The following is a 26274-nucleotide window of genomic DNA, read 5'->3' as shown; positions in this document are numbered from 1 at the left end:
TGCCTTTTCCGGAGCGCGTCATGGACATCGCCGACACCGCCCTCACCCCGCTGCAGAACCCCGACGACGCGATCGCCCGCGCCCGCCGCCAGACGCTGCTGACCCCGCGCTTCTACACCACCGACTTCAAGGCCTTCGACCGGCTGGACCTGTCCTCGGTGAAGGCCGAATGGGACGCGGTGATGGCCGAGTACGAGGGCGACAACAACCACGACCACTTCCAGCGCGACGAGGCCTTCGCGCAGGAGATCCGCGAGCTGCCGCCGGCGCTGCACCAGGAGTTCCTGGACTTCCTGGTCAGCTCGCTGACCTCGGAGTTCAGTGGCTGCGTGCTCTACAACGAGATCCGCCAGCAGATCGAGCACCCCGAGGTCAAGCAGCTGATGGCCTACATGGCGCGCGATGAATCGCGCCACGCCGGCTTCCTGAACAAGGCGCTGAAGGACTACGGCCTGGGGGTGGATCTGGGCGCGCTCAAGCGCACCAAGGCCTACACCTTCTTCAAGCCCAAGTACATCTTCTACGCGACCTACCTGTCGGAGAAGATCGGCTACGCGCGCTACATCACGATCTTCCGCCAGCTCGAGCGTCACCCCGAGCGGCGCTTCCACCCGATCTTCCGGTGGTTCGAACGCTGGTGCAACGACGAATTCCGCCACGGCGAGAGCTTCGCGCTGATCATGCGCGCCAACCCGGGCCTGCTGCAGGGCGGCAACCGCTGGTGGATCCGCTTCTTCCTGCTGGCGGTTTTCGCCACCATGTACGTGCGCGACCACACCCGCCCCGAGATGCACCAGGCCATGGGCCTGGACCCGTCGGCCTACGGCTTCGAGGTGTTCCGCATCACCAGCGAGATCTCGCGCCAGGTCTTCCCGCTGTCGCTGGACATTGACCACCCGGTCTTCCGCCGCGGCCTGGACGCGCTGTGCGAGTGGTCGCGCCGCATGGACGCCGCCAAGGCCCGCGGCGGCCTGATCGGCCGGCTGCAGCAGGCCTGGTGCGGTGCCGGCGCCGCGCTGTGCTTTGCCCGCCTGTACCTGCTGCCGGTGAAGAACCACGAGCTGCCGGCACAGGTGCACATTGCACCGGCCTACTGAGCGCCGGGCCCGCCTGTGACCGAGATCGCGCTGGCCGTCGGCTTCACGCTGTTCCTGTGGTGGTTCAGCACCGGCGTCATCATCTACCTGGACGGCCTGCCCCAGCGCACCTTCGTCACCACGATGCGCTGGACCACCGCCGTGCTGGTGGCCGCGCTGTGGGGCCTGGTGCACACGCGCGACGATGTGTCGGTCAGCGGCGCCTACTGCGCCTTCACCTGCGCGCTGCTGGTGTGGGCCTGGCAGGAGGTGGCCTTTCTGCTGGGCATGGTCACCGGGCCGCGCCGCGAGGCCTGCCCGCCGCAGGCCACCGGCTGGCGCCGTGCCCACCTGGCGCTGCAGACCGTGCTGTACCACGAGTTCGCGCTGGTGGTGCTGGCCCTGACCGTGCTGGCCTGCGTGGGCCCGGGCAGCAACCGCGTGGGCGTGTGGACCTACGCGTTGCTGTGGGCCATGCGCCAGAGCGCCAAGCTCAACATCTTCCTGGGCGTGCGCAACCTGGGCGAGACCCTGCTGCCGCCGCACCTGGCCTACCTGTCGAGCTACTTCCGCCGCCGGGCGATGAACCCGCTGTTCCCGCTGTCCGCGCTGCTGATCGGGGCGGCCACCGTGTTCGCCTGGGGCCCGCTGCTCGACACCGGCATGCCCGCCACCGGCGAAGGGGTCGCTCGCGTGCTGCTGGGCACGCTGCTGGCCCTGGGTGTGCTGGAGCATGTGCTGCTGGTGCTGCCGCTGCCCACCGACGCGCTGTGGCGCTGGGGTCTGAGCTCGCACCGGGCCAAGGGCGCGGTGGCGGCGCCGCCGCGCTGAGGCGCGCGCCGCGCCTCAGCGGCGGTGCAGCGTCAGCGGCAGGCGCGTCAGGTCTTCCTCGCGCGACGAGGGACCGACCTGCACCTCGAAGTCGCCCGGCTCGATCACCTCGCGGCCCCGGGCGTCGACCAGCCGGAAGGCCTCTGGGGGCAGCGTGATCACCACCTCGCGCGATTCGCCGGGGGCGAGTTCCACCCGGGCGCAGCCCTGCAGCGAGCGCTGCACCCAGGTCACCGAGGTGACCAGGTCGCTGACATAGGCCTGCACCACCTCCACGCCGTGGCGCGCGCCGACGTTCTGCACGGTCACGCGCAGCGTCACCGGCTCGCCGATGGGAACCTCGCGGGCGTCCAGCCGCGCATCTCGCCAGGCAAACCGGGTGTAGCCCAGGCCATGCCCGAAGGGCCAGCGCGGGGCCTGCGTCAGGTCGGCGTAGCGGTGGCCGTGCTGGCCCCGCACCTGGCTGTAGAACACCGGCTGCTGCCCCACGTGCACCGGCATCGAGATCGCCAGCCGGCCGCTGGGGTTGAGCTGTCCGAACACCGCCTCGGCCACGGCCTGGCCACCGCACATGCCGGGATTGAAGGCCTGGAGGATGGCGCGCGCCCGCCCGGCCGAGCGCGGCAGCACCAGCGGCTTGCTGTTGACCAGCACCAGCACGAAGGGGCGGCCGCAGGCTGCCAGGGCATCCAGCAGCGCCACCTGTCCGCCCTGCAGCTCCAGCGTGGCGGTGGACAGGGTCTCGCCCACCAGGCTCAGGTGGTCACCGACGACGGCCACCACCACATCGGCCTGTGCCGCCAGCGCCATGGCCTCGTCCACGCCCTCGGTGCCCTCGTCGGTGATGCGGCAGCCCGGCGCATGCAGCACCTGCAGGCCGGGCGGCGCGAGCTGGCGCAGGCCGTCCAGGACGGTGGTGATGGTCTCGCGCGGGTGCTGGCCGGCCTCGGGCGGGTGCTGGCAGGAGCCCAGCGACCAGTCGCCCAGCTGCTGCAGCGCGTCGTCGGCGTTCGGTCCGATGACTGCGATGCGGCGCAGCGCGCCGGGGTCCAGCGGCAGCAGGCCGTCGTTGTGCAGCAGCACCAGGCTCTGGCGGGCCGCGTCGAGGTTGATCGCGCGGTGGGCCGCGCAGCCGGTGCGGCGTGCGGCTTCGGCCAGGTCGGCGCGGCGCGGCTGCTCGAACAGGCCCATCGCGAACTTCAGCGCCAGCAGGCGCGCGCAAGGGGCGTCCAGGTCGGCCTCGGTGATCAGCCCCCGCGCCAGGGCCTCGCGGGCGCCGTCGAAGAAGTCGGGCGTGACCATCACTAGGTCGTTGCCGGCCTTCAGGGCCACCGCGGCGGCCTCGGCGCGGTTGGCGCAGACCTGCTGTTCGTGGACCAGGCGGCCCACGTTGTCCCAGTCGGTCACCAGCACGCCGCGAAAGCCCCATTCGTCCTTGAGCACCTCGGTCAGCAGCCAGCGGTTGGCGGTCGAGGGCACGCCGTCGATCGACTGGTAGCCGGTCATGAAGGTCATCGCCCCGGCCTGCACCGCGCGGCGGAACGGCGGCAGGAAGTAGCTGCGCAGCTTGCGCGGGCTCAGGTCGGCCTCGGAGGCGTCGCGTCCGCCCTGGGTCTCGGAGTAGCCGGCGTAGTGCTTGGCCGTGGCCAGGATGCCCTCGGGATCGGCCAGGCCGGCGCCCTGGTAGCCGCGGATCATCGCGGCGCCGAGTTCGCCGATCAGCCACGGGTCCTCGCCGAAGGTCTCGCCGGTGCGCCCCCAGCGCAGGTCGCGGCTCAGGCACAGCACCGGGGAGAAGGTCCAGTGGATGCCGGTGGGCACGACCTCGCGCGCGGTGACGCGGGCCACCTGCTCGATCAGCGCCGGGTTCCAGCTGCAGGCCAGGGCCAGCTGGGTGGGGAAAATGGTGGCGCCCTGCCAGAACGAGTGGCCGTGGATGGCGTCTTCGCCGATCAGCAGGGGAATGCCCAGGCGGGTGGTCGCGGCCAGGTCCATCGCCCGGTTGGCCTTGTCGCCCAGGATGTGCAGCAGGGCGCCGGCGTGGCGCGCGGTGACGCAGGACAGGTCCTCGCCGCGGGCGTCCCACATCATCAGCTGGCCGATCTTCTCGTCGACCGTCATGCGCGCCAGCAGGTCGGCCACGCGTTCGGCGACGGGCCGCGACGCATCGCGGTAGGGCAGCGGGGCGCTCATGGTCGTGTCCCTCATGCCAGCACCGGCGGCGCGGCGTGTTCGCCCACCAGCGGCACGCGCCGCCCGTCTGGTCCGAAGGCGTGCAGGCGCTGGGCCGGCAGCCCGAAGCGCACGCCGTCGCCCAGCCCGACCTGGGCCGGCCCCGGCAGCAGCGCGCACCAGCGGCGGCCGGCGCCGGCGATCCACAGCAGGTGCTGGCTGCCCAGCGGCTCGACCAGTTCCACCGTGCCCTGCAGGGGCTGGCCCGGGGCGACGATCAGGTCTTCCGGCCGCACGCCCAGCGTCAGCGCTGGCGCATCGCCCACGGCCAGCGGCCAGGCCAGGCCCGGCGCTTCGAAGCGCTCGCCGCGCACGCTGCCGTCGACCAGGTTGATCGTCGGCGAGCCCACGAAGGCCGCGACATGGCGCGTGGCCGGCGTGTCGTAGACCTGGGCCGGCGTGCCGATCTGCTCGATGCGGCCCTGGTTCATCACCACGATGCGTGTGGCCAGGGTCATGGCCTCGACCTGGTCGTGGGTGACGTAGATCATGGTGTTGCGCAGCTGCGCGTGCAGCAGCTTCAGCTCGCGCCGCAGTTCGGCGCGCAGCTTGGCGTCGAGGTTGGACAGCGGCTCGTCGAGCAGCAGCACCTGGGCCTCGCGCACCAGCGCCCGGCCGATGGCCACGCGCTGGCGCTGGCCGCCCGAGAGCTGGCCCGGCCGGCGGTCCAGCAGGGCCTCGAGCTGCAGCATGGCCGCGGCCTTGGCCACGCGCTCGGCGATCTGCGGCCTGGCCACGCCGGCCATGCGCAGCGGAAAGCCCAGGTTGTCACGCACGCTCAGGTGCGGGTACAGCGCATAGCTCTGGAAGACCATGCCGACACCGCGTGCGCTGGGCTCGGCATGGGTCATGTCCTGCCCGCCGATGTCGATGCGCCCGCCGCTGATGGCGTTCAGACCGGCGATGCTGTGCAGCAGCGTGGACTTGCCGCAGCCCGAGGGCCCCAGCAGCACCAGGAACTCGCCCGGCTGGACATCCAGGTCGAGCTGGGGGATGACCTCGACGTCGCCGTAGCGGATCTGCAGGCCTTGGATGTGGACGCGGCTCACGGGCGGACGCTCAGCTTTCCTTGTAGATGCGGACCCAGTCGACCAGCATGCGGGCCGGGAAGACCGTGCTCCCATTCGGCGGACCCGGCCAGTCACCCCCGACGGCCAGGTTCAGGATGAGGAAGAAGGGCCGCTCGAACACCCAGGGCGCACCCGGTGGCAGCGAGGCCGGCGTGAGGCGGTGGTACTCGATGCCGTCCACCTGCCAGATGATCTCGTTGGGGCGCTTGATCAGCGTGAACACGTGGAACCTGTCGGCCACCGGCGTGCCGAACTGGCGCGGCCGGCCGATGCCGCTGCCGCCGGAGTAGCCCGGGCCGTGGGCCGTGCCGTAGGTGGTGTTGGGCTCCTTGCCCACGTACTCCATGATGTCCAGCTCGCCGGCTTGCGGCCACGGCAGATTGCTGTCGCCCAGGCTCCAGAAGGCCGGCCACAGGCCCACGCCGGCCGGTACCTTGATGCGTGCCTCGACCTTGCCGTAGGTGTAGCTGACCTTGCCCCGGGTCAGGATGCGCGCGGAGGTGAACTCGCACGGGCGGCCGTTCCAGCACGGGCCGGGGTTGACCGCCCGCTCGGCGCGCAGCACCAGGCGGCCCTTGCCGTCGTGGAAGGCGTTTCTGGGCGCTGCGGTGTAGTACTGCAGTTCGTGATTGCCCCAGCCGCCCGCCTCGGCGTTGCCCAGGTCATTGCTCCAGACGCTGGGCTGCGGCGGGCTGCCGGCCGCGGCGTTGAATTCGTCCGACCAGACCAGCGTCCAGCCGGCGGGGGCCGCGTGGACCGCGCCGCCGCAGCAGCCCAGCAGGGCGCCGGCCAGCAGCATGGCCAGGCCACGGCTCTTGATCCAGGGCCTGTGGAGGGTGGGGGTCGGTGCCAAGGGGCGCATCGGTGCTCCTGAGGGGGGTCGCGGGGGCCGCGTTCAGCCACGGCCAGCCTGGCAGGCGTGCAGAAAGGCCTGCAGCCAGCGCGCGCTGGCCTTGGGCGTGCGGGCCAGGGTGGTGTAGTCGACATGGACGATGCCGAAGCGCTTGGCGTAGCCGCTGGCCCACTCGAAGTTGTCCATCAGGCTCCACACCATGTAGCCGGCCATCGGCACGCCGCGGTCGAGGGCATCGGCCACCGCCGCGATGTGGTGGCGCAGGTAGTCGGTGCGGTCCTGGTCGTGGACCGTGCCGTCAGCGGCCACCGGGTCGGGAAAGGCGCCGCCGTTCTCGGTGATGTGCACCGGCGGCAGCCCGGGGTAGTCCGCCTTCAGCTGCAGCAGCAGGTCGGTCAGGCCGCGCGGGTAGATCTCCCAGCCCATCGCCGTCACCGGCCGGCCGGCCGCCTGGGGATCGACCGGCTGGCCCTGCGCACTGACGATGTGGCGGGTGTAGTAGTTGACGCCCAGGTAGTCCATCGGCTGCGCGATGTCCGCCAGGTCGCCGGGCTGCACCTTCGGCGCATCGGGACCCAGGTCGGCCCAGACGTCCTCGGGGTAGCGGCCCGTGAACAGCGGATCGGTGTACCAGCGGCGGGCGTGGCCGTCGGCCAGACGGGCCGCTGCCCGGTCCTCGGGACGGTCGGTGGCGGGCTCGCACGGGGCGATGTTGAGCACGATGCCCAGCGGCTCGCGGGCGCCTTCGGCGCGCAGGGCCTGCAGGGTCAGGCCGTGGCTGAGCAGCAGGTGGTGCGAGACCTGCATCGCCAGGCAGCGGCTCTTCAGGCCCGGCGCGAACACACCCTGCTCATGGCCCAGCGTGGCCACCACCCAGGGCTCGTTGTGCGTGGTCAGGCCGGCCAGTCGATCGCCGAAGCGGGCCTGGATGCCGCGGGCGTAGTTGACGAACTGGTGCACGGTGTCGCGCGAGCCCCAGCCGCCCTGGTCCTGCAGCGCCTGCGGCAGGTCCCAGTGGTTGAGGGTGGCGAAGGCGCGGATGCCGCGGCGTGACAGGCCGTCGAGCAGGCGGTCGTAGAAGGCCAGGCCCGCCGGGTTCCACGCCCCCTGTCCCAGCGGCTGCACGCGGGGCCAGCTGATCGAGAAGCGGTAGCAGGCCACGCCCAGCGAGGCGATCAGGTCGAGGTCCTGCTCCAGGCGGTGGTAGTGGTCGCAGGCGATGTCGCCATGGCTGCCATCGGCGATGGCGCCGGGCTGGCGGCAGAAGGTGTCCCAGATCGATGCGCCCCGGCCACCCACCTGGGTGGCGCCTTCGATCTGGAAGCTGCTGGTCGCCACGCCCCACAGGAAGTCGGACGGAAAGCGCTGGGCCAGGGCCTGGAGGGAGTCGGACATCACTTCACGGCGCCAGCGGTCAGGCCGGCAATCAATTGACGGGAGAAGACCACGAAGAGGATCAGCAGCGGCACCGTGGCGATGGCCGAGCCGGCCATCAGCGCGCCCCATTCGGTGTTGACCGTGCTCTGCAGGCTGCGCAAGGCCAGCGGCAGCGTGTAGCTGTCGGCCTGGCGCAGCACCACCAGCGGCGCCATGAAGTTGTTCCAGGAGCCGATGAAGGTGATCAGGCCCAGCGTGCCCAGGGCGGGGCGCATCAGCGGCAACGCCACATGCCAGTAGATGCCCAGTTCGCTGCAGCCGTCGATGCGCGCGGCCTTCAGCAGCTCGGGCGGCACCGCGGCGGCGGTGAACTGGCGCATCAGGTAGATGCCGAAGGCGCCGGCGGCACCGGGGACATAGAGTGCGCGGTGGGTGTCGATCCAGCCCAGCGCGTCCATGACCATGAAGTTCGGGATCATGGTCATGAACGGCGGCACCAGCATCGTGCCCAGCACCAGTGCGAACAGGGCCTGCTTGAAGCGGAACTCCAGCAGCGCGAAGGCATAGCCGGCCATCGAGCAGAACAGCAGCGTCAGGCCGGTGGACATCAGCGCGACATACAGGCTCCAGCCCAGGTTCTTCCAGAACGGAATGCGGCCGGCCAGCACACCGACGTTGTTGAGCAGTTCCTGGCCGAACCACAGCGGCGGCGGCAGGTTGAAGATGGCCGTCTTGCTCTGCGTGGCGAAGACCGCCATCAGCCAGAACGGCGCCAGCATGACGAGGGCGCCCAGCGCGACCACCAGGTAGGCCGGGGCGCGGCTGAGGAGAAGCGGTGAGGGGCGCTGGCTCATCCGCGCTCCCGGAAAGCCCGGTTGGTGAGCCAGGTCAGCACCGCCAGCAGCGCGAACAGCAGCCAGGACATGGCGCTGGCCGCGCCGAAATCGCTGAAGTCGAAGGCCAGCCGGTAGACGTACATGGCCACCGTCATCACGGCCTGGTCGGCACCGCCGCGGCCGTTGGTGAGGATGAAGGGTTCCTCGAACAGCTGCATGCCGCCGATGATGCTGAGCGTGACGGCAAACAGCGCCATCGGCCGCAGCGCCGGCAGCGTGATGAAGCGGAACTGCGACCAGGCGCCGGCGCCGTCCAGGCGAGCGGCCTGGTAGAGCTCGCGCGGGATGGTCTGCAGCGCCGCCAGGTACAGCACCACGTTGAACCCGAGGTAGCGCCAGAAGATCACCATCGCCACCGCGGGCTTGAGGGTCTGGGGCTGCCACAGCCAGTTCACCGGATCGATCCCCAGCAGCCCGAGTCCGGCGTTGATCAGGCCGTAATCGGTCGACAGCATCGAGGTGAACATCATCGCGATGGCCACCGACGAGGTGATGTAGGGCAGGAAGTACAGGGCCGAGACCCCGTGGCCCCAGCGGCCGCAGGCGCGGTCGATGAAGACGGCCAGCGGCAGCGCCAGCAGGTGCTGCGGCAGCGCCGACACCACCGCCAGCCACACGGTGTTGCGCAGCGCCTTCCAGAACCAGCCGTCGCCGAGCACGAAGAGCAGGTTGTCCAGGCCGGTGAAGCGCATGGCCTCGAGCCCGGCGGTGGGCTCCCAGGTCTGGAAGGCCATCCACAGGCTGAACAGCAGCGGAAACAGGCCGAAGGCGGCGAACAGCACCAGAAACGGCGCCACCAGCAGGTAGGGCGCGTATCGCTGGTGCCAGGGGCGGGCGCTCGGCTGGGTCATGGTCAGCGCTGGGCACGGTGGCGCAACAGGGCCTGGGCATCCGCCAGGGCCTGGGCCACGGGCTTGCCGTAGATCAGCACGTTGTCCAGCTCGCCATTGACCACCTCCTCGGCGAACTTGTGCTGGCGGTGCAGCGGGCGCGGCGGGATGCGGCGCGCCGCGTCGCGCCACTGCTGGCGCGCCAGCTGGCCGCCCAGGAAGGGCACGGGCTGGTCGAAGAAGGGGTCGTCCTGGGCGTCGAGCAGGGCCGGGAAGGCGTCCTGGCTCTTGAAGGCCCGCAGCTGCAGGGCGCGGTCCATGGTCAGCATCTGCACCAGCGACCAGGCCAGGTCGCGGCGGGCCGGGTCGGCGCGCCGCGGCAGGGCGTAGTAGGTGCCGCCGTAACCGATGAACACGCCCTCGGGCAGCGGGCTGCTGCGCCACAGGCCCTGGGTCTGCGGCGCGACCCAGTTGGCCATCTGGCCGGCCATCCAGGCGCCCGAGAGTTCGGTGGCGATGCGGCCGCGGCGCAGGTGTTCGGCCCAGTCGTTCTGCCAGGTGTCGACGACGGCATCGAGCTTGGCGCGGCGCATCTCGCGCGCCAGCTCGAACGCGCGCCGGAAGATCGGGCCGTCCACCCGGGGCTGGCCCTGCTGGTCGAAGTAGACGCTCTGGCCGGGCGGGGCGCCGGTCAGCGCGACGATGTCCTTCAGGTAGCGCGCATGGGCCATCAGGTAGGCGCCGGTGCGGGCCTTGATGCGCTCGCCAGCGCGGACGTAGTCGTCCCAGCTGCGGGTGAGTTCGTCGATGCCCACGCCGGCCTTGGCCAGGATGTCCTGGCGGTAGAACAGGCAGCCCGGGCCGATGTCGGTGGGCAGCGCCACCAGCGCGCCGTCGCGGTTGCGCGCCTGCTCGAAGGCGAAGCTGACGAAGCGCGGCTTCAGGGCCTCACCGTCGTACGGCGCCGCGGACAGCGGCAGCAGTCCCGCGCCCATCGCGAATCGACCCAAGTAGCTGGCTTCCAGGGCCATCACGTCCGGCAGGTGGCGCGATCCGCCCCCGGCCGTGGACAGCGCGGTCGTCATCGCCGTGTGGTGGTCGTCGTACTGGCGGCTGATGACCTCCACCTCGACACCCGGATGGTGGGCCTGCCAGGCCGGCAGGGCCTCCTTGACGATCTGGTCCACCAGCGGATACGCCGCCACGACCAGCTTGCCGGCGGCCGCGGCCTGCAACGGGGCCCCCGCCAGCGGCCAGCCGACGGCCAGGCCCAGGCCCTGGGTCAGCCAGCGTCGGCGCGAGCGGTGAACGGGGTGCATCGAACGGGGAGGCGTCAGTGGGCAACGCTCAAGATGAAAGCGCTTTCAGTCATTCTCGGCGCGGCGCTCGACCCGCGTCGACCGCGGAAACCCTAGGTTTGCGCGGGGCCTGGCACGCGGCGGGGCGAGCCTACACTTCAGTGCTTTGGACGGCACCGCTGCGCGGACGCATCGCCTTGAGTTCCCCGAAACCGCCGAAGAAAACGCATTCAGTTGTCCCTGGCCAGACGGTCACGCTGGAGCAGGTGGCCGCGCATGCCGGGGTGTCCCCCAGCACCGTCTCGCGCATCCTGAATGGCACGGCGGTGGTCAGCCCGACCAAGAAAGCCGCGGTCGAGGCCGCGATCCAGGAACTGGGCTTCCGCCCGAACCCGGTGGCGCGTGGCCTGGCTGGCGGCCGCACGATGAGCATCGGCGTGGTCACGCAGATCATCAGCAGCCCGTTTTACGGCGAGGCGCTGCTGGGGATCGAGGAGCAGCTGGAGCAGGCCGGCTATGTGCCGCTGATCGTCAGCGGCCACTGGCGGGATGTCGACGAGCGCAAGGCCCTGCAGACCCTGCTGGCCCGCCGCGTCGACGGCCTGATCGTGTTCGCCGGGCGGCTGTCGGCGGCCGACCTGCTGCAGGAGGCCGCCGGCCTGCCGCTGGTGGTGATGGGCCGCCAGGTGCAGGGGCCGCAGGCCTTCAGCTTCAGCTTCGACAACCGCAAGGGCGCGCGCCTGGCGACCGAGCACCTGCTGGCGCAGGGGCACCGCCGCATCGCCTTCGTGATGGGCGACCCGGTGCACGACGATGCCGCCGACCGCTACCAGGGCTACCTCGACGCGCTGGCTGCCGCCGGTCTGGCGGCGGACCCGGCGCTGCTGACGCAGGGCGACTACACCGAGGGCGGGGGGCTGCTGGCCATCACCCACCTGCTGGCCCGCGGACAGTCGTTCAGCGCCGTCTTCAGCTGCAACGACCAGATGGCCATCGGCGCCGCCCATGGCCTGCGCCGCCATGGCCTGCGGGTGCCGGACGACGTGTCCCTCGTGGGCTTCGACGACGTCGTCCTGGCGCGCTATGCGATGCCGCCGCTGACCACCGTGCGCCAGTCGATGCTGGACATGGGGCACCAGGCCGCCAAGGCCGTGCTCGACCAGTTGGCGGGACGGCCCCCCCAGGTCCAGCTGCCGGCCCCGGAGCTGGTGGTGCGCGACAGCACCCGGCGCCTCGCGCGCTGAGCGTCACCCGCGACCAGCGACCGGCGACCTTCGGCACAGCGTCGCATTCTCGCCAACGCAGCACAGGACCTAGGGTGTTGCCTAATTTGAAAGCGCTTGCAGATGGTTCATTCTTACGCTGCTTGAAACCGCTTTCAGAATTTCTCGGCGGAAAGCCGGAGAGCCCACTTCAACAAGACTGGAGACATCACGATGCACCGACGCCACCAATTGGCCCGCCGCACCTGCGTGGCGAGCGCCGTGGGCCTGCTGTTCGCCGGCGCGGCTGCGCGGGCGCAGCAGGCGCCTGCCGCCAGCGACCCTGAACCCCAGAAGATCGAGGTCACCGGCATCCGCAAGAGCCTGGAGACCTCGGTCGAGCTCAAGCGTGGCGCAGCGGGTCTGGTGGACGGCATCGTCGCCGAAGACATCGGCAAGTTCCCCGACACCAACCTGGCCGAATCGCTGAGCCGCATCAGCGGCGTCTCGATCGAGCGCAGCAACGGCGAAGGCACGCGCATCTCGGTGCGCGGCATGGGCCCCGACTTCAACCTGGTGCTGCTCAACGGCCGGCAGATGCCGGGCTCCAGTTTTGACGGCGGCGCGCCCAGCTCGCGCTCCTTCGACTTCTCCAACCTGGCTTCCGACGGCGTGGCAGCGCTGGAGGTCTACAAGACCAGCCGCGCCAGCAGCCCCACCGGCGGCATGGGCGCCACCGTCAACGTGCGCACCCAGCGCCCGTTCGACATCAAGGACACCATCGCCTCGCTCGGCGTGAAGCTGGTCAACGACACCACCGCCAGCAACCTGCCCAACGAGATCCAGGGCAAGCGGGCCACCCCCGAGCTCAGCGGCATCTACAGCACGCAGTCGGCCGACGGCACCTTCGGCATTGCGCTGATGGGCACCTACCAGGTGCGCGACTCCGGCTACAACCAGGCCGGCGTGACCAGTGGCTGGAAGTCCTTCGACGGCAAGGTGGACAACGACTGGGGCGGCGGCAACGCCCAGTGGGGCGGCCTGCCGCCGGCCTCGTGGGGCGCGATCAAGAACCGCCCCACCGCGGACTCGATCTACAGCGTGCCGCAGAACATGAACTACTCGTTCACCAGCGTGCACCGCGAGCGCATCAACGGCCAGGCGGTGGTGCAGGTCAAGCCGACGCAGGACATGGTCGCCACGCTGGACTTCGTCATGTCGGAACAGAAGTTCCGCCAGCGCCGCAATGACATCTCGGCCTGGTTCAACTACGGTGGCCAGTTCGGTGAATACCAGACCGGCTCGCCCTCGTCGCCGATCATCTACGGCGAGACCATGACCAACTCCGACGTGGCCATGGGCACCTCGCGCACCCAGACCAAGGTCAAGAACGAGCAGATCGGCCTGAACCTGAAGTGGAAGGCCAGCAACGTCCTGAACTTCGACTTCGACGTCCACCACTCCACCGCCACCTCGGGCGCCGATGACCCGCTGGGCACCAACGTCGTGATCGGCACGGCGTCGATGAACCGCGGCGACACCTACGTCGACTTCAGCAACAAGTTCCCGGTGCTGAACATCAAGGGCGGCGCCCTCAATCCCGCGCTGCAGCAGCTGCAGGGCTCGGTGTTCGGCAACAGCTACCAGAAGAACGAGATCGACCAGTTCCAGGCCAAGGGCAAGTGGAAGATCGACGGCGACAGCAGTCTCGACTTCGGGGTGTCGCTGACCCAGGTGAAGAACCGCTCGGCCTTCGCCAATGTGCAGCGCGACTCCTGGGGCGACGGCGCCGCGGGTGGCCCGGCCGCGATGCCGGACAACATCTGGCGCGCCGACTCCATCGGCAAGTACTTCAGCAGCATCCCGGGCTCGAACGACCCGCGGCTGTACAACCAGTTCTTCGCCTTCAACTTCGACGACGTGCGCAATGCCGCGATCAAGGCGCTGGGCTCGGACGCGCTGCTCAAGGCCTCGTTCAACTTCAAGGACGACTACCGCACGACGGAAAAGTCCGACGCGCTGTTCGTCCAGTACAACCGCGGCTTCGACTGGATCGTGCCGATCGACGTCGCCGCGGGCCTGCGCTACGAGCGCACCAAGGTCACCTCGCCCAGCGTCGAGTCGGTGCCGACCGTGGTCAGCTGGGTGGCCGACAACGAGTTGCCGATCACCTTCAACGGCACCACCTCGGGCCAGCGCTCGGGCAGCTACAGCTACGCGCTGCCCTCGATCGACCTCAGCGCCGACCTGACCACGGACTCCAAGCTGCGCCTGAGCTATGGCAAGACCATCGGTCGTCCGGGCTGGTCCGCGATTCAGGGCGGCCGCACGCTCGACGGACTGGCGCGCATCGGTGGGGGCACCGGCTCGGTGGGCAACCCCAGCCTGAAGCCGCTGCAGTCGATGAACCTGGACCTCGCGTTCGAGTACTACTACGCCCGCAGCAGCTACGCGGCGGTCAGCCTGTTCAACAAGCGCATCAAGGACTACAACGAAGGCGTGGTCACGCCGCAGACCATCCCCGGCCTGACCACCCCGATCGGCGGCGCCTACTACCGCCAGGCCATCGCGCAGGGCGGCTGCGCGGCCAGCGACTCGGGCTGCATCCGCCAGTGGATCTTCGCCAACCTGGCCGGCAGTCCGGGGGTCGATGCGGTCAACAAGATCATCACCGGCCAGCCTGGCGACCCGCTGATCAGTTTCAACCTCAGCACCTTCCAGAACAGCGCGCGCAAGAGCACGATCAACGGCATCGAGCTGAACGCGCAGCACATGTTTGGCAAGTCGGGCTTCGGCCTGTCGGCCAACTTCACCAAGGTGAAGTCCGACCGCACCTATGACAACAACAAGGTGGGGGCGCAGACCGATGTGCTGACCGGCATGGGCGACTCGGGCAACCTGGTGGGCTTCTACGAGAACGATGAGGCCAGCGTCCGCCTGGCCTACAACTGGCGGGGTCAGTTCCTGGTCGCCAACTTCGGTGGCGCCGAAGGGGCCCAGCCGCTGTATGTCGAGCCCTACGGCCAGTTCGACCTGAGCGTGGGCTACAGCCCGATCAAGAACCTGCGCCTGCAGTTCGAGGCGATCAACCTGACCGACGCCTACGTGCGCACCCACATGCGCAACGAGAACCAGCTGGGCTCGGTCACGCAGCTGGGTCGTCGCTACACGATCGGGGCGCGCTACAAGTTCTGAGCGCCCTGATCGCCGGCGCCCGGGCCGGCCCGGTGGCCTGAAGCAGGGTCGGACTCGTCCGACCCTGTTTGTCTCAGGGCCAGGGGGCGCAGCCGGGAAACCACTGCGGCGCTCGGGAACAATCCGCGGATGCTGGGCGCCGGCCACGTCCGGCCAGGGCGAGTGGGCGAGGACGAGATGCTGAACGACCGATTGCGCACGGTGCTGGTGCTGGGTGGCGGCTCCGCCGGCTGGCTGGTGGCCGGCCTGCTGGCCGCCGAGCACCCCGACCTGCAGATCACGCTGGTCGAGTCCGACGACGTGCCCGTCATCGGCGTCGGCGAAGGCACCTGGCCGTCGATGCGCGACACCCTGCGGCGCATCGGCCTGTCGGAGTCGGACTTCATCCGGCGCTGCCAGGTCTCTCTCAAGCAGGGCTCGCGCTTCGACGGCTGGCAGCGCGGCGGCGCAGGCACCGACGGCGACCGCTACTACCACCCGTTCATGCTGCCGGTCGGCCACGGCGATGCCGACCTGGTGCAGGCCTGGCTGGCCACCGATCCGGCGCGCCCCTTCGCCGACCTGGTCAGCCCCTCGGTCCAGCTGTGCGAGACCGGTCGCGCCCCCAAGCAGCTGCAGACGCCCGAGTTCGGCGCGGTGGCCAACTACGCCTACCACTTCGATGCCGGCCTGTTCGGCCAGCTGCTGCGCGAGCACGCCGTGCAGCGGCTGGGCGTGCGGCATGTCGTGGACCACGTCGACGCGGTGCTGTCGGCCGACAACGGCGACATCGCCGCGCTGCGCACGCGCGGCCACGGCGAGCTGGCGGCGGACCTGTTCATCGACTGCTCCGGCCTCGCCTCGCGCCTGATCGGGCAGCACTTCGGTGTGCCGTTGAAGAGCGAGCGCGAGGTGCTGTTCAACGACGCCGCGATGCCGGTGCAGGTGCCGTACGCCAGCGCCGACCAGCCGCTGGCCACCTGCACCATCGCCACCGCCTGGGCCAAGGGCTGGATCTGGGACATCGGCCTGCCGTCGCGGCGCGGTGTGGGCTGCGTGTTCGCGCGCGCCCACGCCAGCGAGGACGAGGCCCAGGCGGCGCTGCAGGCCTACCTGGACGCCACTGGCGCCCCGCGCGAGCGCCCGGCGCCGCGCGTCATCCGCTACGACCCGGGCTACCGCCAGCGGTTCTGGGTGCGCAACTGCGTGGCCATTGGCCTGGCCAGCGGCTTCATCGAGCCGCTGGAGGCCTCGGCGCTGGCCCTGGTCGAGCTGTCGGCCCAGCGCCTGTGCGACGAACTGCCGATGTCGCGCGCCAGCATGGACGCGGTGGCCGCCCGGTTCAACGACGACTTCGGCTACCGCTGGGCGCGGGTGATCGACTTCCTGAAGCTGCATTACGCCCTCAGCCAGCGCGATGACACCGCCTACTGGCGCGCCCACCGCGACGCCGCCACCTGGCCCGGGCGGCTGCGCGAGCTGCTGCCGATGTGGCGCCTGCGCGCGCCGGCGCGGCACGACTTCGGCCGCATCGACGAGGTCTTCCCGGCGGCCAGCTACCAGTACGTGCTGTACGGCATGGGTTTTCGCCCTGTCCCGCAGCCCCCCTCGGCTGCCAAACTGCAGAGCGCCCTGGCCTGCTTCGACGAGGCCGCGCGCCAGACGCGCCGCTTCGTGTCCGGCCTGCCCGGCCATCGCAGCCTGATCGACCACCTTGTGAAGACCGCCGCATGACCCGCCCCGCGCTGCTCGACAACATCACCCACCGCCACCTGCGCGTGCACACCTCGCACGCGGCGGCGATGGGCGATGCCCGCAACTCGGCGCTGGCGCTGCCGGCCGAGTTCCGCCGCCTGCAGGCGCATTTCCCCATCGTCTTCCAGCTCATCGACGGGGACGGCGGCTTCCAGCCGATCGCGCTGTTCGGTCTGGAGGACGGGCAGAACCTCTTCCTGACGGAGCGCGGCTGGGACGCCACGGCCGTGCCGATGGCGGTGCAGCGCGACCCCTTCCTGATCGGCCGTGCCCCGGACGACACGCTGCAACTGCACATCGACCTGGACAGCCCGCGCATCGTGCGGGCCGACGAGGGCGAGGTGGGGACCGCGCTGTTCATGCCCCATGGCGGCTTCAGCGACTACCTCGACCACATGGTCAAGCTGATGGAAAGCCTGCACGCGCACGCCCAGCAGCTGCCATACTTCATCGAGGCGCTGACCCAGCATCAGCTGCTCGAACCGCTGGTGCTTGACCTGGAGACACCCGGCGGCGAACACAGCCGCTTGACCGGCCTGTTCACCATCAACGAAGAGCGGCTGACGACGCTGCCCGGTGCCGCGCTGGAGGCGCTGTCGCAGGCCGGCTACCTGCTGCCCTGCTACATGCAGATCGCCTCGCTGGCGCAGCTGCCCGTGCTGGCCGAGCGTGCAGTGCGTGCGGTGCGCCGCTGACAGGCCATGCGCGAGGTCCCGCTCTGGCAGGGTCCCATCGACCCCCGCGCGCTGCCCGATGCACTGCTGACCGCGGCGCGGCCCTATGTCGTGCGCGGCGCCTTCGCCCACTGGCCGGTGGTGCAGGCGGCGCGCCAGTCCGACGTGGCGCTGGCGCACTACCTGATGCGGCTCTACAACGGCGTGCACATCGGCCTGTTCCAGCTGGCGCCCGAGGCCCGGGGCCGCGTCTTCTATGCCGACGACACCCTGCAGGGCTTCAACTTCAGCCGCCACGCGACCACGCTGGACCAGGTGCTGACCGGCCTGCTGCACCTGACCGCCACGCCGGAACCCCCCGCGCTGTATGTGGGCTCGACGACGGTGGAGGCGGTGCTGCCGGGCTTCCTGGACGCCAACGTGATGGCGCTGGGCGCGCGTGACGCGCTGGTCAGCCTCTGGCTGGGCAACCGCACCCGCATCGCCGCCCATTACGACCTGCCGGACAACCTGGCGGTCGTGGCCGCCGGCCGGCGCCGCTTCACGCTGTTCCCGCCCGAGCAACTGCACAACCTGTACCTGGGGCCGCTCGATCCCACCCCGGCCGGCCAGCCCATCAGCCTGGTCGACTTCGCCCGCCCCGACCTGGAGCGCTTTCCGCGCTTCGCCCAGGCCTGGGAGGCCGCCGAGGTGGTCGAGATGGACCCGGGCGATGCCCTCTTCATCCCCAGCATGTGGTTCCACCACGTCGAGGGCCTGGCGCCGGTCAATCTGCTGATCAACGCCTGGTGGCGCGAAACCCCCGAGTACATCGACTCGCCCCTGACGGCGCTGCGCCTGGCGCTGCTGACGCTGCGCGACCTGCCCGAGCGCGACCGGCGCACCTGGCAGCACCACTTCCAGCACTTCATCTGGGGCGCCGACGACAGCACCTGGGCCCACATCCCTGCCGCGGCCCGCGGCCTGCTGGGCCCGATCGACGAGGCCGTCGCGCGCCAGGTGCGCACCCAACTCCTGAACCAACTCAAGCGATGAACACCTCCCCGAACGCCTTCCACCGCGTCGTGATCGCTGGCGGCGGCACCGCCGGCTGGATGACGGCCGCGCTGATGAGCAAGCTGCTGGGCAAGCGGCTGGAGATCCGGCTGGTCGAGTCCGAGGAGATCGGCACCGTCGGCGTGGGCGAGGCCACGATCCCGGCGCTGCACACCTTCCACAACCTGCTCGGCCTGAACGAGGCCGAGTTCATGGCCGCCACCAACGCCACCTTCAAGCTGGGCATCCAGTTCGAGGGCTGGAAGGCCATCGGCGAGCACTACTTCCACTCCTTCGGCAGCACCGGCAACGACCACTGGAGCGCCGGCTTCCAGCACTTCTGGCTGAAGGGCCGGGCGCAGGGTCTGGCGCGGCCCTACACCGACTACAACCCCGAGACGATGGCGGCCCATGCCAACCGCTTCGCCCATGTGCCCAACAACGCGCTGAACTACGCCTACCACCTGGATGCGGGCCGCTATGCGCGCTTCCTGCGCGGCCTCAGCGAGGGCTACGGCGTGCAGCGCATCGAAGGCAGGATCGCCCGCGTGCTGCAGCACGAGACCGACACCGCCACCGCACGCGCCGGCGACATCGCGGCGCTGCAGATGATGGACGGCAGCCGCATCGAGGGTGACCTCTTCATCGACTGCACCGGCTTTCGCTCGCTGCTGCTGGGCGAGACGCTGGGCGTGGGCTACGAGGACTGGTCCTACTGGCTGCCCTGCGACCGCGCCGTGGCGGTCCAGACCAGTTCGGTGCGCGAGGCCTGGCCCTACACCCGCTCGATCGCCCACCCCTTCGGCTGGCAGTGGCGCATCCCGCTGCAGCACCGCGTCGGCAACGGTCTGGTCTACAGCAGCAAAGAGCTGAGCGATGCCGATGCTCCGGAGGTGCTCAAGCGCCACGTCGAGGGCGATGTGCTGATCCAGCCGCGCATCCTGCGCTTCCTGCCGGGTCAGCGCGACAAGGTCTGGGAGCGCAACTGCGTCGCCGTGGGCCTGGCAGGCGGCTTCGTCGAGCCGCTGGAGTCCACCAGCATCCACCTGATCCAGCGCCACGCGATCCGCCTGATGCAGCTGTTCCCGTCGGGCGGCATCCAGCAGGCGGATGTGGACGAGTTCAACCTGCAGTCGCGGCGCGACCTGGAGCACATCCGCGACTTCATCGTGCTGCACTACCACGTCAATCAGCGCACCGATTCGGCGCTGTGGCGGCATGTCCGCGAGATGACGCTGCCGCCCACGCTGCGCCACCGGATCGAGCTGTTCCGCGAGACGGCGCGCGTGTTCCGGCCCAGCGACGAGCTGTTCGCCGAGAACTCCTGGATCCAGGTGATGATGGGCCAGGGCCTGATGCCTGGCCGCTACCACCCGGTGGCCGACCTGATGGGGCCCGACGAGCTCCAGCGCTTCCTGGAGGACATCCGCGTGCGGGTGCAGCGCATCGTGGCTGGCCTGCCGGCGCACCAGGCCTATGTACAGCAGCTGTGTGCACCGTTCCGCGACCCGGCGCCGGTCGCCTGAGGCCGGCGGCGCTCGCCTGAGCGGCCACCGGCGGGCCCGGCGCCGGTCTTCCACCGTTGTCAAGGTGGCGAGACATGGGTGTATGTACCAGTGTCTGGACACTTTGCGCCCCAAGCTTGCCCCACCTCAACCCTGGCGCCTCCCGCCTCGCTAGGCTGATCTCCATCCGCGTGTCCCGCGGTGGAGGTCTGTATGCGCATCGTCCTGATCCACCCCAACTACCACTCCGGTGGCGCCGAGATCGCCGGCAACTGGCCGCCGGCCTGGGTGGCCTACCTGGCCGGCTACCTCAAGCACGCCGGCTACACCGACCTGTGCTTCATCGACGCGATGACGCACCACCTCAGCGACGAGCAGGTGCGCGAGCGGCTGCTGGCGCTGCAGCCCGACATCATCGGCTGCACCGCGATCACGCCGGCCATCTACAAGGCCGAGGCGCTGCTGAAGATGGCCAAGGAGGCGCTGCCGCAGGCGGTGACGGTGCTGGGCGGCATCCACGGCACCTTCATGTACCCGCAGGTGCTGCAGGAGGCGCCGTGGATCGACGCCATCGTGCGCGGCGAGGGTGAGCAGGTCTTCCTGAACCTGGTGCGCGCGGTCGACGACGGCCGCTGGCGCACCGAAGGCCCGGGCGTGGTGCACGGCATCGCCTACCGGCAGGACGGGCAGGTGGTGGCCACGCCGGCCGAGCCGCCGATCCAGGACCTGGACCGGGTGGCGCCCGACTGGGGCGTGCTGGAGTGGGACCAATACATCTACATCCCGATGGGCGTGCGGGTGGCGATTCCCAACTTCGCCCGCGGCTGTCCCTTCACCTGCAGCTTCTGCAGCCAGTGGAAGTTCTGGCGCGACTACCGGGTGCGCGACCCGATCAAGGTGGTCGACGAGATCGAGACCCTGGTGCGCGAGCACCAGGTGGGCTTCTTCATCCTGGCCGACGAGGAGCCGACGATCCACCGCAAGAAGTTCATCGCCTTTTGCGAGGAGCTGATCCGCCGCGACCTGGGCGTGCTGTGGGGCATCAACACCCGCGTCACCGACATCCTGCGCGACGAGGCCCTGCTGCCGCTGTTCCGCCGTGCCGGTCTGGTGCATGTGAGCCTGGGCACCGAGGCGGCGGCGCAGCTCAAGCTGGACCGCTTCCACAAGGAGACCACGGTCGCGCAGAACAAGAAGGCGATCGCGCTGCTGCGCGAGGCCGGCATCGTCACCGAGGCGCAGTTCATCGTGGGCCTGGAGAACGAGACCGCCGAGACCCTGGAGGAGACCTACCAGATGGCGCGCGACTGGAACCCCGACATGGCCAACTGGGCGATGTACACGCCCTGGCCCTTCTCGGACCTGTTCCAGGAGCTGGGCGACAAGGTGGAGGTGTTCGATTTCGAGAAGTACAACTTCGTCACGCCGATCATGAAGCCCGACGCGATGGACCGCGCCGAGCTGCTCGACCGGGTGATGCACAACTACCGCCGCTTCTTCATGAACAAGGCCTTCTTCCAGTACCCCTGGACCAAGGACCGCACGCGGCGGCGCTACCTGATGGGCTGTCTCAAGGCCTTTGCCAAGAGCGGCTTCCAGCGCAGCTTCTACGACCTGGGCCGGGTGGGCTACTGGGGCCCGCAGAGCAAGGGCAAGGTCGACTTCGGCTTTGCCGGCGAGCGGGTCCATGCGCGGCCCGATGCCGCCGCCATCGCCGCGGCCGACGAAGGCTGGGTGACGATGCACGGCCCGAAGATCGCGATGCGCCGGCGCGAGGGCGAGGCGATCGCCGCCGAGGCCTTGTCGCGCATGAGCGAGGTGGCCGACGGACCCGCGGCCACGCCGTGAGCGCGGCGGCCGGCCGCATCGGCCCCAACGCGATCCTGCAGGTGATGGCGGTGCTGCGCGCCGGCCCCGGTGAGGCGGCCTGCCGCGCCGTGCTGGCGCAGGCCGGCCTGGCCGCCTACGCCGACACGCCGCCGCAGACCATGGTCGACGAGGCCCAGGTGCAGGCGCTGCACCGCGTGCTGCGCGAGCACGGCTCGGTGGCCGAGGCCCGGGGCATTGGCCGCGCGGCCGGGCTGGCCACGGGGGACTATCTGCTGGCGCACCGCATTCCGCGGCCCATGCGCTGGCTGCTGCCGCACCTGCCGGCCACCTGGTCGGCGCGCGTGCTGCTGGTGGCCATCCGCCGCCACGCCTGGACCTTCTGCGGCAGCGGCCAGTTCAGCGCGCAGCTGCTGCGGCCCGGTCGGGTGCAGCTGCGGCTGCAGGGCAGCGCCACCAGCCGCGGCGTGCAGGCCGACGAGCCCCTGTGCGACTACTTCGCCGCCACCTTCGAGCGCCTGTTCCAGGCGCTGGTGTCGCCCGCCTCCAGGGTGCAGGAGGTGGCCTGCGCGGCGATGGGTGCGCCGGCCTGCGAGTTCGAGCTGGACTGGTGAGCGCCCAGCGCGCTCATCACCGCCGGCGGTCCCGGGTGCAGGCGCGGCGGCGCGCAGGGCTGCTCCGGCAGCGCCGGGGTGTCCAGGCCGGCGGGCAGGCGAAAGCGCACCCGCTCGACCTCGCCCGGCAGCGCGCGCGGCGCCGATGCGCCCAGCGCCACCAGGCGATCGCACAGCGCGTCGACCAGGGCGGGTGGGGTGGACGCGGCGGCGGTGATGCCCACCTGGCGCACACCCGCCAGCCAGGCCGGGTCCAGCTCGTTCGCCTCCTCGATCAGCCAGGCGCGCACGCCGGCCTGCTCGGCCACCTCGCGCAGCCGGGCGGCGTTGGCGCTGTGGCGCGCCCCCACCACCAGCACCGCGTCCACCTGGCGCGCCAGCGCACGCACCGCGAACTGGCGGTTCTGTGAGGCGTAGCAGATGTCCGAGGTGTTGGGTCCCTGCAGGTCGGGCCAGCGCTGGCGCAGCACATCGATCAGGCCGGCGGTGTCGTCGATCGACAGCGTGGTCTGCGTGACATAGGCGGCGCGGGTGTCGCCCGGCCAGTCCAGTGCGGCGATGTCGGCGGCGCTGCCCACCACGGCCAGCGGCTCGGCGGCGGCCACGCCGCGCGTGCCCTCGACCTCGTCGTGGCCGACCTGGCCGATCAGGATCACCCGGCGGCCGTCGGCGCTGTACTGGCGCACCTGCTGGTGCACCTTGCTGACCAGCGGACAGGTGGCGTCGATCACGCGCAGGCCGCGCGCCTGGGCGGCCTCCAGCACCGCATCGGCCACGCCGTGGGCGCTGAAGACCAGCACCTCGCCGCGCGGCACCTGGGCCACGTCATCGACGAAGACGACGCCGCGGCGGCGCAGGTCCTCGACCACCTGGCGGTTGTGCACGATCTCGTGGAACACATGCAGCGGCGCGCCGAAGCGCGCCAGCGCCCGCTCGACGCTGTCGATGGCCCGCTCCACGCCGGCACAGAAGCCGCGCGGCTGGGCCAGCAGGATCTCCAGCGGCGGCGTGGCCATGGCAGGGGGCGGATGGCCTCAGTTGGGGGCGGCCGCGGTGGTCGCGGCGGCCGGCGGCGTCGCGGTGGCGGAGCCCATCGGCACCCCGCCCAGCGCCGGATGGTCCTTCAGCATCGACTGGCCGGCCAGCGGCTTGTTGACCCCCTGGTGGCAGGTGGCGCAGCTGATCTTGGCCACATCGCCGCCCGGGCCCTTGCGGTGGTCCGGGAAGACCGAGGTCAGCGGCAGCAGGTACTGGTTGTTCAACTCGCGGGCCATGCGGATGCCGTGGTAGGCCTGGGTGCGCGCCAGCGGGCTCTGCGACCACTCGGTGTGCGAGCGGGTGTTGTGGCAGTGGGTGCAGTTGACGCCCAGCGATTCGCTCATGTGGATCATCAGGCCGAAGGTGTTCTCGGTCTGGCGGATCGTCATCGGGCTGCCCATCGGCAGGGCCTGCGGCGTGCCGGTGCGGATCGGCTCGGCCCCCACCAGGTAGCGCGACAGCACGTTCACATCCAGCGAGGTCAGGCCGGCCTGCATCGACGGGTGGTTCTGGCCATAGCCCAGCGCCGAGGCGCCGCCGGCATGCTTGCCGCCGTCCTGGTTGAACCACACCGCGGCCGGCACCGGCTGGCCACGGTGACAGGTGTAGCAGGTCACCCCGGTCTGCTGGACGTGGCTTTGCCAGTCGGCATTCAGGTGGCGGGTCATGGTCAGCATCTTGCGCGCCACGACCTTGGTGTAGAGCGAGTCGTCGGAGAGTTCGGCGCCCTGGGCGTGGCAGTAGGCGCAGCCCTGCTGCGGCGACACCCAGTTGGTGATCGCCTGCATCGTGCGGGTGAACTCGCCCACCGGCAGATCGCCCAGCACCTTGACGTTCTTGAAGACGTCCTTGGCCAGCGGCGAGCCGGGCGGCGCCGGCACCGCGGGCAGCGGCTCGGGCAGGGTCTGGGCGGCCAGCAGCGGTTCGGTCAGGCGCGGGTTGCTGACCTGGCCCATGGCGGTGCCGCGGTAGCCGGTCTGCTGGCTTTCCATCGGCGGGCGTTCGCAGCCCGCCAGCAGGGCGCAGAGGCTCAGGGCGGCGGCCAGCAGGCCGCGGTGGGGCGTGTTCTTCATGGGTGCTCCTGCGGGATCAGCGGGCCGCCAACGGCAAGGGGGTTGCGGGCGCGTCGGCGGACATCGGGTCAGTGCGGGGCGAGGGCCGGGTCCGGTCCGACCGGGTAGGCCGCCGGGTAGCTGGGCGCCACGCCGTGCTGGACCGCCCACAGGTACCAGTTGTCGACCACGGTGCCGGTCAGCAGGATGCCGATGCCGCCGCACAGCGGGCACAGCACCGCGAACCACCAGGCCCAGCGGTGGATGGATTCCATCGTCGCGTTGAAGCCCATGGTCCAGCGCCAGAACAGCGCCGCGCGCTCGCTGGCGGTGCCGCGGTCCAGGATCTGCTCGATCTCGCGCTCGCCGCCGAAGCGGGTGACGGCCAGGATCGTCGCCCCGTGCATCGCGAACAGCAGCGCCGAGCCGTAGAGGAAGGCGATGCTGAGCATGTGGAAGGGGTTGTAGAACAGGTTGCCGTAGCGCAGCGAGAAGGCCGCCGTCCAGTCCAGGTGCGGGAAGATGCCGAAGGGCACCGCCTCGCTCCATTGGCCCAGCATCACCGGGCGGATGAAGCCCAGCACCAGGTACAGCCAGATCGCCGCGGCGAAGGCCCACGCCACATGCGTGCCCAGACCCAGCGCACGGGCCCGGCGGTACATGCGCACCCACCACAGCAGGATGGCCATGGTCAGGCAGAAGCCCGCCATCAGCCACCAGCCGCCCTTCTCGAGCGGCGGGATGCGCAGACCGTACTCGGCCGCCGGCGGCTCCAGTGCCAGCCAGGGCAGCTGCCGGACGAACTCGATCGGGTTCCAGTTGACCGAGGCCAGCATGTTCAGGCCGATGATCTCGAAGGCCGCGAAGCCCAGGATCAGCGCGACCACGCCGAGCCAGCCCAGGTAGATCGGGCCGATCTGCGCGTCGCCGAAGCGTCCGAGCAGGTGCACATGCACCGGGGTGCCGGCGCGCTTGTCCTCGGCCAGCGCCACGCCGGGGTAGGCGGGCGAATGGACCTGGACGCGGGTGAAGATGTTCTGGTACTCGGCCATGGGAGCTCCTGTTGTCTTCTAGGGGCCGTGGGTGGGGGTGTTCAGCGCCAGACGGGCAGGCTCAGCCACCAGTTCCACCATTCGGGCCAGCCGCGGGTCCAGAAGGGACCGCTGAGCACGATGCAGATCGCGCTCCAGAAGGCCGCCGACAGCGCCAGGAACAGGCCCAGGCGGTGGATGCCCAGCGAGCCGATCGAGTAGCCGATGGTGTCGCGGAAGAAGGTGTTCTCGTGCTCGGGCGCCTTGACCACTTCGCCCTTGCCGGGGTTGGTGGCCGACAGGATCAGCGAGCCGTGCAGCGCCAGCGCGAAGCAGGTGGCGAAGAAGAAGCTCACGCCCAGCATGTGCGCCGGGTTGTAGTGGAAGTGCAGGTACTGGTAGCCGGTGTTGGACACCCAGTCCAGGTGGCTCATGATCCCGTAGGGGAAGCCATGGCCCCAGGCGCCCAGCAGCATCGGTCGGATCACCACCAGCGTGAAGTAGGCGAAGATCGCGAAGCTGAAGGCCACCGGCACATGCAGCCCCATGCCCAGCTTGCGGCAGATCTCGACCTCCCGCAGGGCCCAGGACACGAAGGCGCCCAGCGCACAGATCGTGATCAGCTGCCACAGCCCGCCTTCGGCCAGTGGCGCCAGGCGCAGGCCCCAGCTCAGGTCCGGCGGCGCGATGCTGATCTGCCACAGGTTCCAGGTCGGCCCCAGCGCCGCGCCCCACAGGATCAGCGCGGTGCCCAGGGTGGCGAAGAAGGCGGTGGTGACGCCGAAGAAGCCCACGTAGAACGGACCGACCCAGAAGTCGAACAGGTCGCCTCCGATCAGGGTTCCGCCGCGGACGCGGTATTTGCGCTCGAAGCTGAGCATGGCCATGGCCGACTCCCATGCAG

General features: G+C 70.4%; 20 protein-coding genes and 1 pseudogene. 10 read left to right on the top strand and 11 right to left on the bottom strand.

The genetic code is table 11. The annotated features are described in order from the left end of the window. Positions 1–20 precede the first annotated feature (20 nt). Both acsF and puhE read left to right on the top strand, forming a co-directional pair. Positions 21–1097 carry a magnesium-protoporphyrin IX monomethyl ester (oxidative) cyclase gene (gene acsF / locus KAK07_RS08685; protein WP_210852963.1) on the top strand — a complete coding sequence of 359 codons (1077 nt, stop codon included), beginning with the start codon at positions 21–23 and terminating at the stop codon, positions 1095–1097. 15 nt (positions 1098–1112) lie between these two features. Further along, positions 1113–1907: a putative photosynthetic complex assembly protein PuhE gene (puhE, locus tag KAK07_RS08680; protein ID WP_210852962.1), complete on the top strand. Its 795-nt coding sequence runs from the start codon at positions 1113–1115 to the stop codon at positions 1905–1907. Positions 1908–1922: 15 nt separating this feature from the next. Here puhE and KAK07_RS08675 read toward each other — a convergent pair whose 3' ends face one another. Genes KAK07_RS08675 through KAK07_RS08645 form a run of 7 tightly spaced genes read right to left on the bottom strand, consistent with a single transcriptional unit; the run spans position 1923 to position 10484 of the window. Further along, positions 1923–4100 carry a glycoside hydrolase family 3 N-terminal domain-containing protein gene (locus tag KAK07_RS08675; RefSeq protein ID WP_210860248.1) on the bottom strand — a complete coding sequence of 726 codons (2178 nt, stop codon included), beginning with the start codon at positions 4098–4100 and terminating at the stop codon, positions 1923–1925. An 11-nt stretch (positions 4101–4111) separates the two neighbouring features. Then, positions 4112–5188: an ABC transporter ATP-binding protein gene (locus KAK07_RS08670; RefSeq protein WP_210860246.1), complete on the bottom strand. Its 1077-nt coding sequence runs from the start codon at positions 5186–5188 to the stop codon at positions 4112–4114. Between the two features lie 10 nt (positions 5189–5198). Then, the gene (locus KAK07_RS08665) at positions 5199–6071 is read right to left on the bottom strand and encodes a glycoside hydrolase family 16 protein (protein WP_210860245.1); all 873 of its coding nucleotides are present in this window, start codon (positions 6069–6071) and stop codon (positions 5199–5201) included. 33 nt (positions 6072–6104) lie between these two features. After that, positions 6105–7457: a GH1 family beta-glucosidase gene (locus tag KAK07_RS08660; RefSeq protein ID WP_210860244.1), complete on the bottom strand. Its 1353-nt coding sequence runs from the start codon at positions 7455–7457 to the stop codon at positions 6105–6107. Continuing rightward, positions 7457–8293, bottom strand: coding sequence for a carbohydrate ABC transporter permease (locus KAK07_RS08655; protein ID WP_210860243.1), 837 nt, complete (start codon positions 8291–8293; stop codon positions 7457–7459). Before KAK07_RS08655 ends, KAK07_RS08660 begins: the two co-directional genes overlap by 1 nt. Beyond that, positions 8290–9186, bottom strand: a complete 897-nt coding sequence (locus tag KAK07_RS08650) for a carbohydrate ABC transporter permease (protein ID WP_210852950.1) — start codon at positions 9184–9186, stop codon at positions 8290–8292. The genes KAK07_RS08655 and KAK07_RS08650 overlap by 4 nt, the downstream gene beginning before the upstream one ends. A gap of 2 nt (positions 9187–9188) precedes the next feature. Continuing rightward, on the bottom strand, positions 9189–10484 hold the full coding sequence (locus tag KAK07_RS08645; protein ID WP_210860242.1) for an extracellular solute-binding protein: 1296 nt from the start codon (positions 10482–10484) through the stop codon (positions 9189–9191). Positions 10485–10660: 176 nt separating this feature from the next. Here KAK07_RS08645 and KAK07_RS08640 point away from each other — a divergent pair, with 176 nt between their 5' ends. The 8 genes from KAK07_RS08640 to bchJ all read left to right on the top strand — a co-directional run bounded on the left by KAK07_RS08640 (position 10661) and on the right by bchJ (position 22249). After that, positions 10661–11707, top strand: a complete 1047-nt coding sequence (locus tag KAK07_RS08640) for a LacI family DNA-binding transcriptional regulator (protein ID WP_210860241.1) — start codon at positions 10661–10663, stop codon at positions 11705–11707. Positions 11708–11899: 192 nt separating this feature from the next. Continuing rightward, positions 11900–14860 carry a TonB-dependent receptor gene (locus KAK07_RS08635; protein ID WP_210860239.1) on the top strand — a complete coding sequence of 987 codons (2961 nt, stop codon included), beginning with the start codon at positions 11900–11902 and terminating at the stop codon, positions 14858–14860. A 177-nt stretch (positions 14861–15037) separates the two neighbouring features. After that, the gene (locus tag KAK07_RS08630; RefSeq protein WP_210860237.1) at positions 15038–16573 is read left to right on the top strand and encodes a tryptophan halogenase family protein; all 1536 of its coding nucleotides are present in this window, start codon (positions 15038–15040) and stop codon (positions 16571–16573) included. Then, entirely contained in the window at positions 16570–17289 is a 720-nt protein-coding gene (locus KAK07_RS08625; RefSeq protein ID WP_210860235.1) for a SapC family protein, read from the top strand. Before KAK07_RS08630 ends, KAK07_RS08625 begins: the two co-directional genes overlap by 4 nt. A gap of 6 nt (positions 17290–17295) precedes the next feature. Then, positions 17296–18303, top strand: a complete 1008-nt coding sequence (locus tag KAK07_RS08620) for a cupin-like domain-containing protein (RefSeq protein WP_210860233.1) — start codon at positions 17296–17298, stop codon at positions 18301–18303. Further along, the gene (locus tag KAK07_RS08615; protein ID WP_210860231.1) at positions 18300–19829 is read left to right on the top strand and encodes a tryptophan halogenase family protein; all 1530 of its coding nucleotides are present in this window, start codon (positions 18300–18302) and stop codon (positions 19827–19829) included. The genes KAK07_RS08620 and KAK07_RS08615 overlap by 4 nt, the downstream gene beginning before the upstream one ends. 192 nt (positions 19830–20021) lie before the next feature. Then, complete coding sequence (gene bchE / locus KAK07_RS08610) at positions 20022–21656, top strand: magnesium-protoporphyrin IX monomethyl ester anaerobic oxidative cyclase (protein ID WP_210860229.1); 1635 nt, start codon at positions 20022–20024, stop codon at positions 21654–21656. Continuing rightward, on the top strand, positions 21653–22249 hold the full coding sequence (gene bchJ / locus KAK07_RS25195; RefSeq protein WP_310740712.1) for a bacteriochlorophyll 4-vinyl reductase: 597 nt from the start codon (positions 21653–21655) through the stop codon (positions 22247–22249). The genes bchE and bchJ overlap by 4 nt, the downstream gene beginning before the upstream one ends. Before the next feature lie 83 nt (positions 22250–22332). On the opposite strand, the pseudogene ispH reads toward bchJ, so the two are convergent. The 4 genes and pseudogenes from ispH to pufL form a co-directional block, all read right to left on the bottom strand. Continuing rightward, positions 22333–23250: pseudogene (ispH, locus tag KAK07_RS08605) on the bottom strand (4-hydroxy-3-methylbut-2-enyl diphosphate reductase); the annotation flags it as partial. Between the two features lie 33 nt (positions 23251–23283). Beyond that, entirely contained in the window at positions 23284–24360 is a 1077-nt protein-coding gene (pufC, locus tag KAK07_RS08600) for a photosynthetic reaction center cytochrome PufC (protein WP_210860227.1), read from the bottom strand. A gap of 68 nt (positions 24361–24428) precedes the next feature. Next, entirely contained in the window at positions 24429–25391 is a 963-nt protein-coding gene (gene pufM, locus KAK07_RS08595; RefSeq protein WP_210852932.1) for a photosynthetic reaction center subunit M, read from the bottom strand. A 41-nt stretch (positions 25392–25432) separates the two neighbouring features. Beyond that, complete coding sequence (pufL, locus tag KAK07_RS08590; protein ID WP_210852930.1) at positions 25433–26257, bottom strand: photosynthetic reaction center subunit L; 825 nt, start codon at positions 26255–26257, stop codon at positions 25433–25435. Positions 26258–26274: the final 17 nt, after the last annotated feature.

Origin of the sequence: Ideonella alba (assembly GCF_018069875.1) — a bacterium.
In the GTDB taxonomy this organism is placed as follows: domain Bacteria; phylum Pseudomonadota; class Gammaproteobacteria; order Burkholderiales; family Burkholderiaceae_C; genus Ideonella; species Ideonella alba.
Note: the sequence above shows the minus strand (reverse complement) of the source record. Positions and strands in the feature narration are given on the sequence as shown.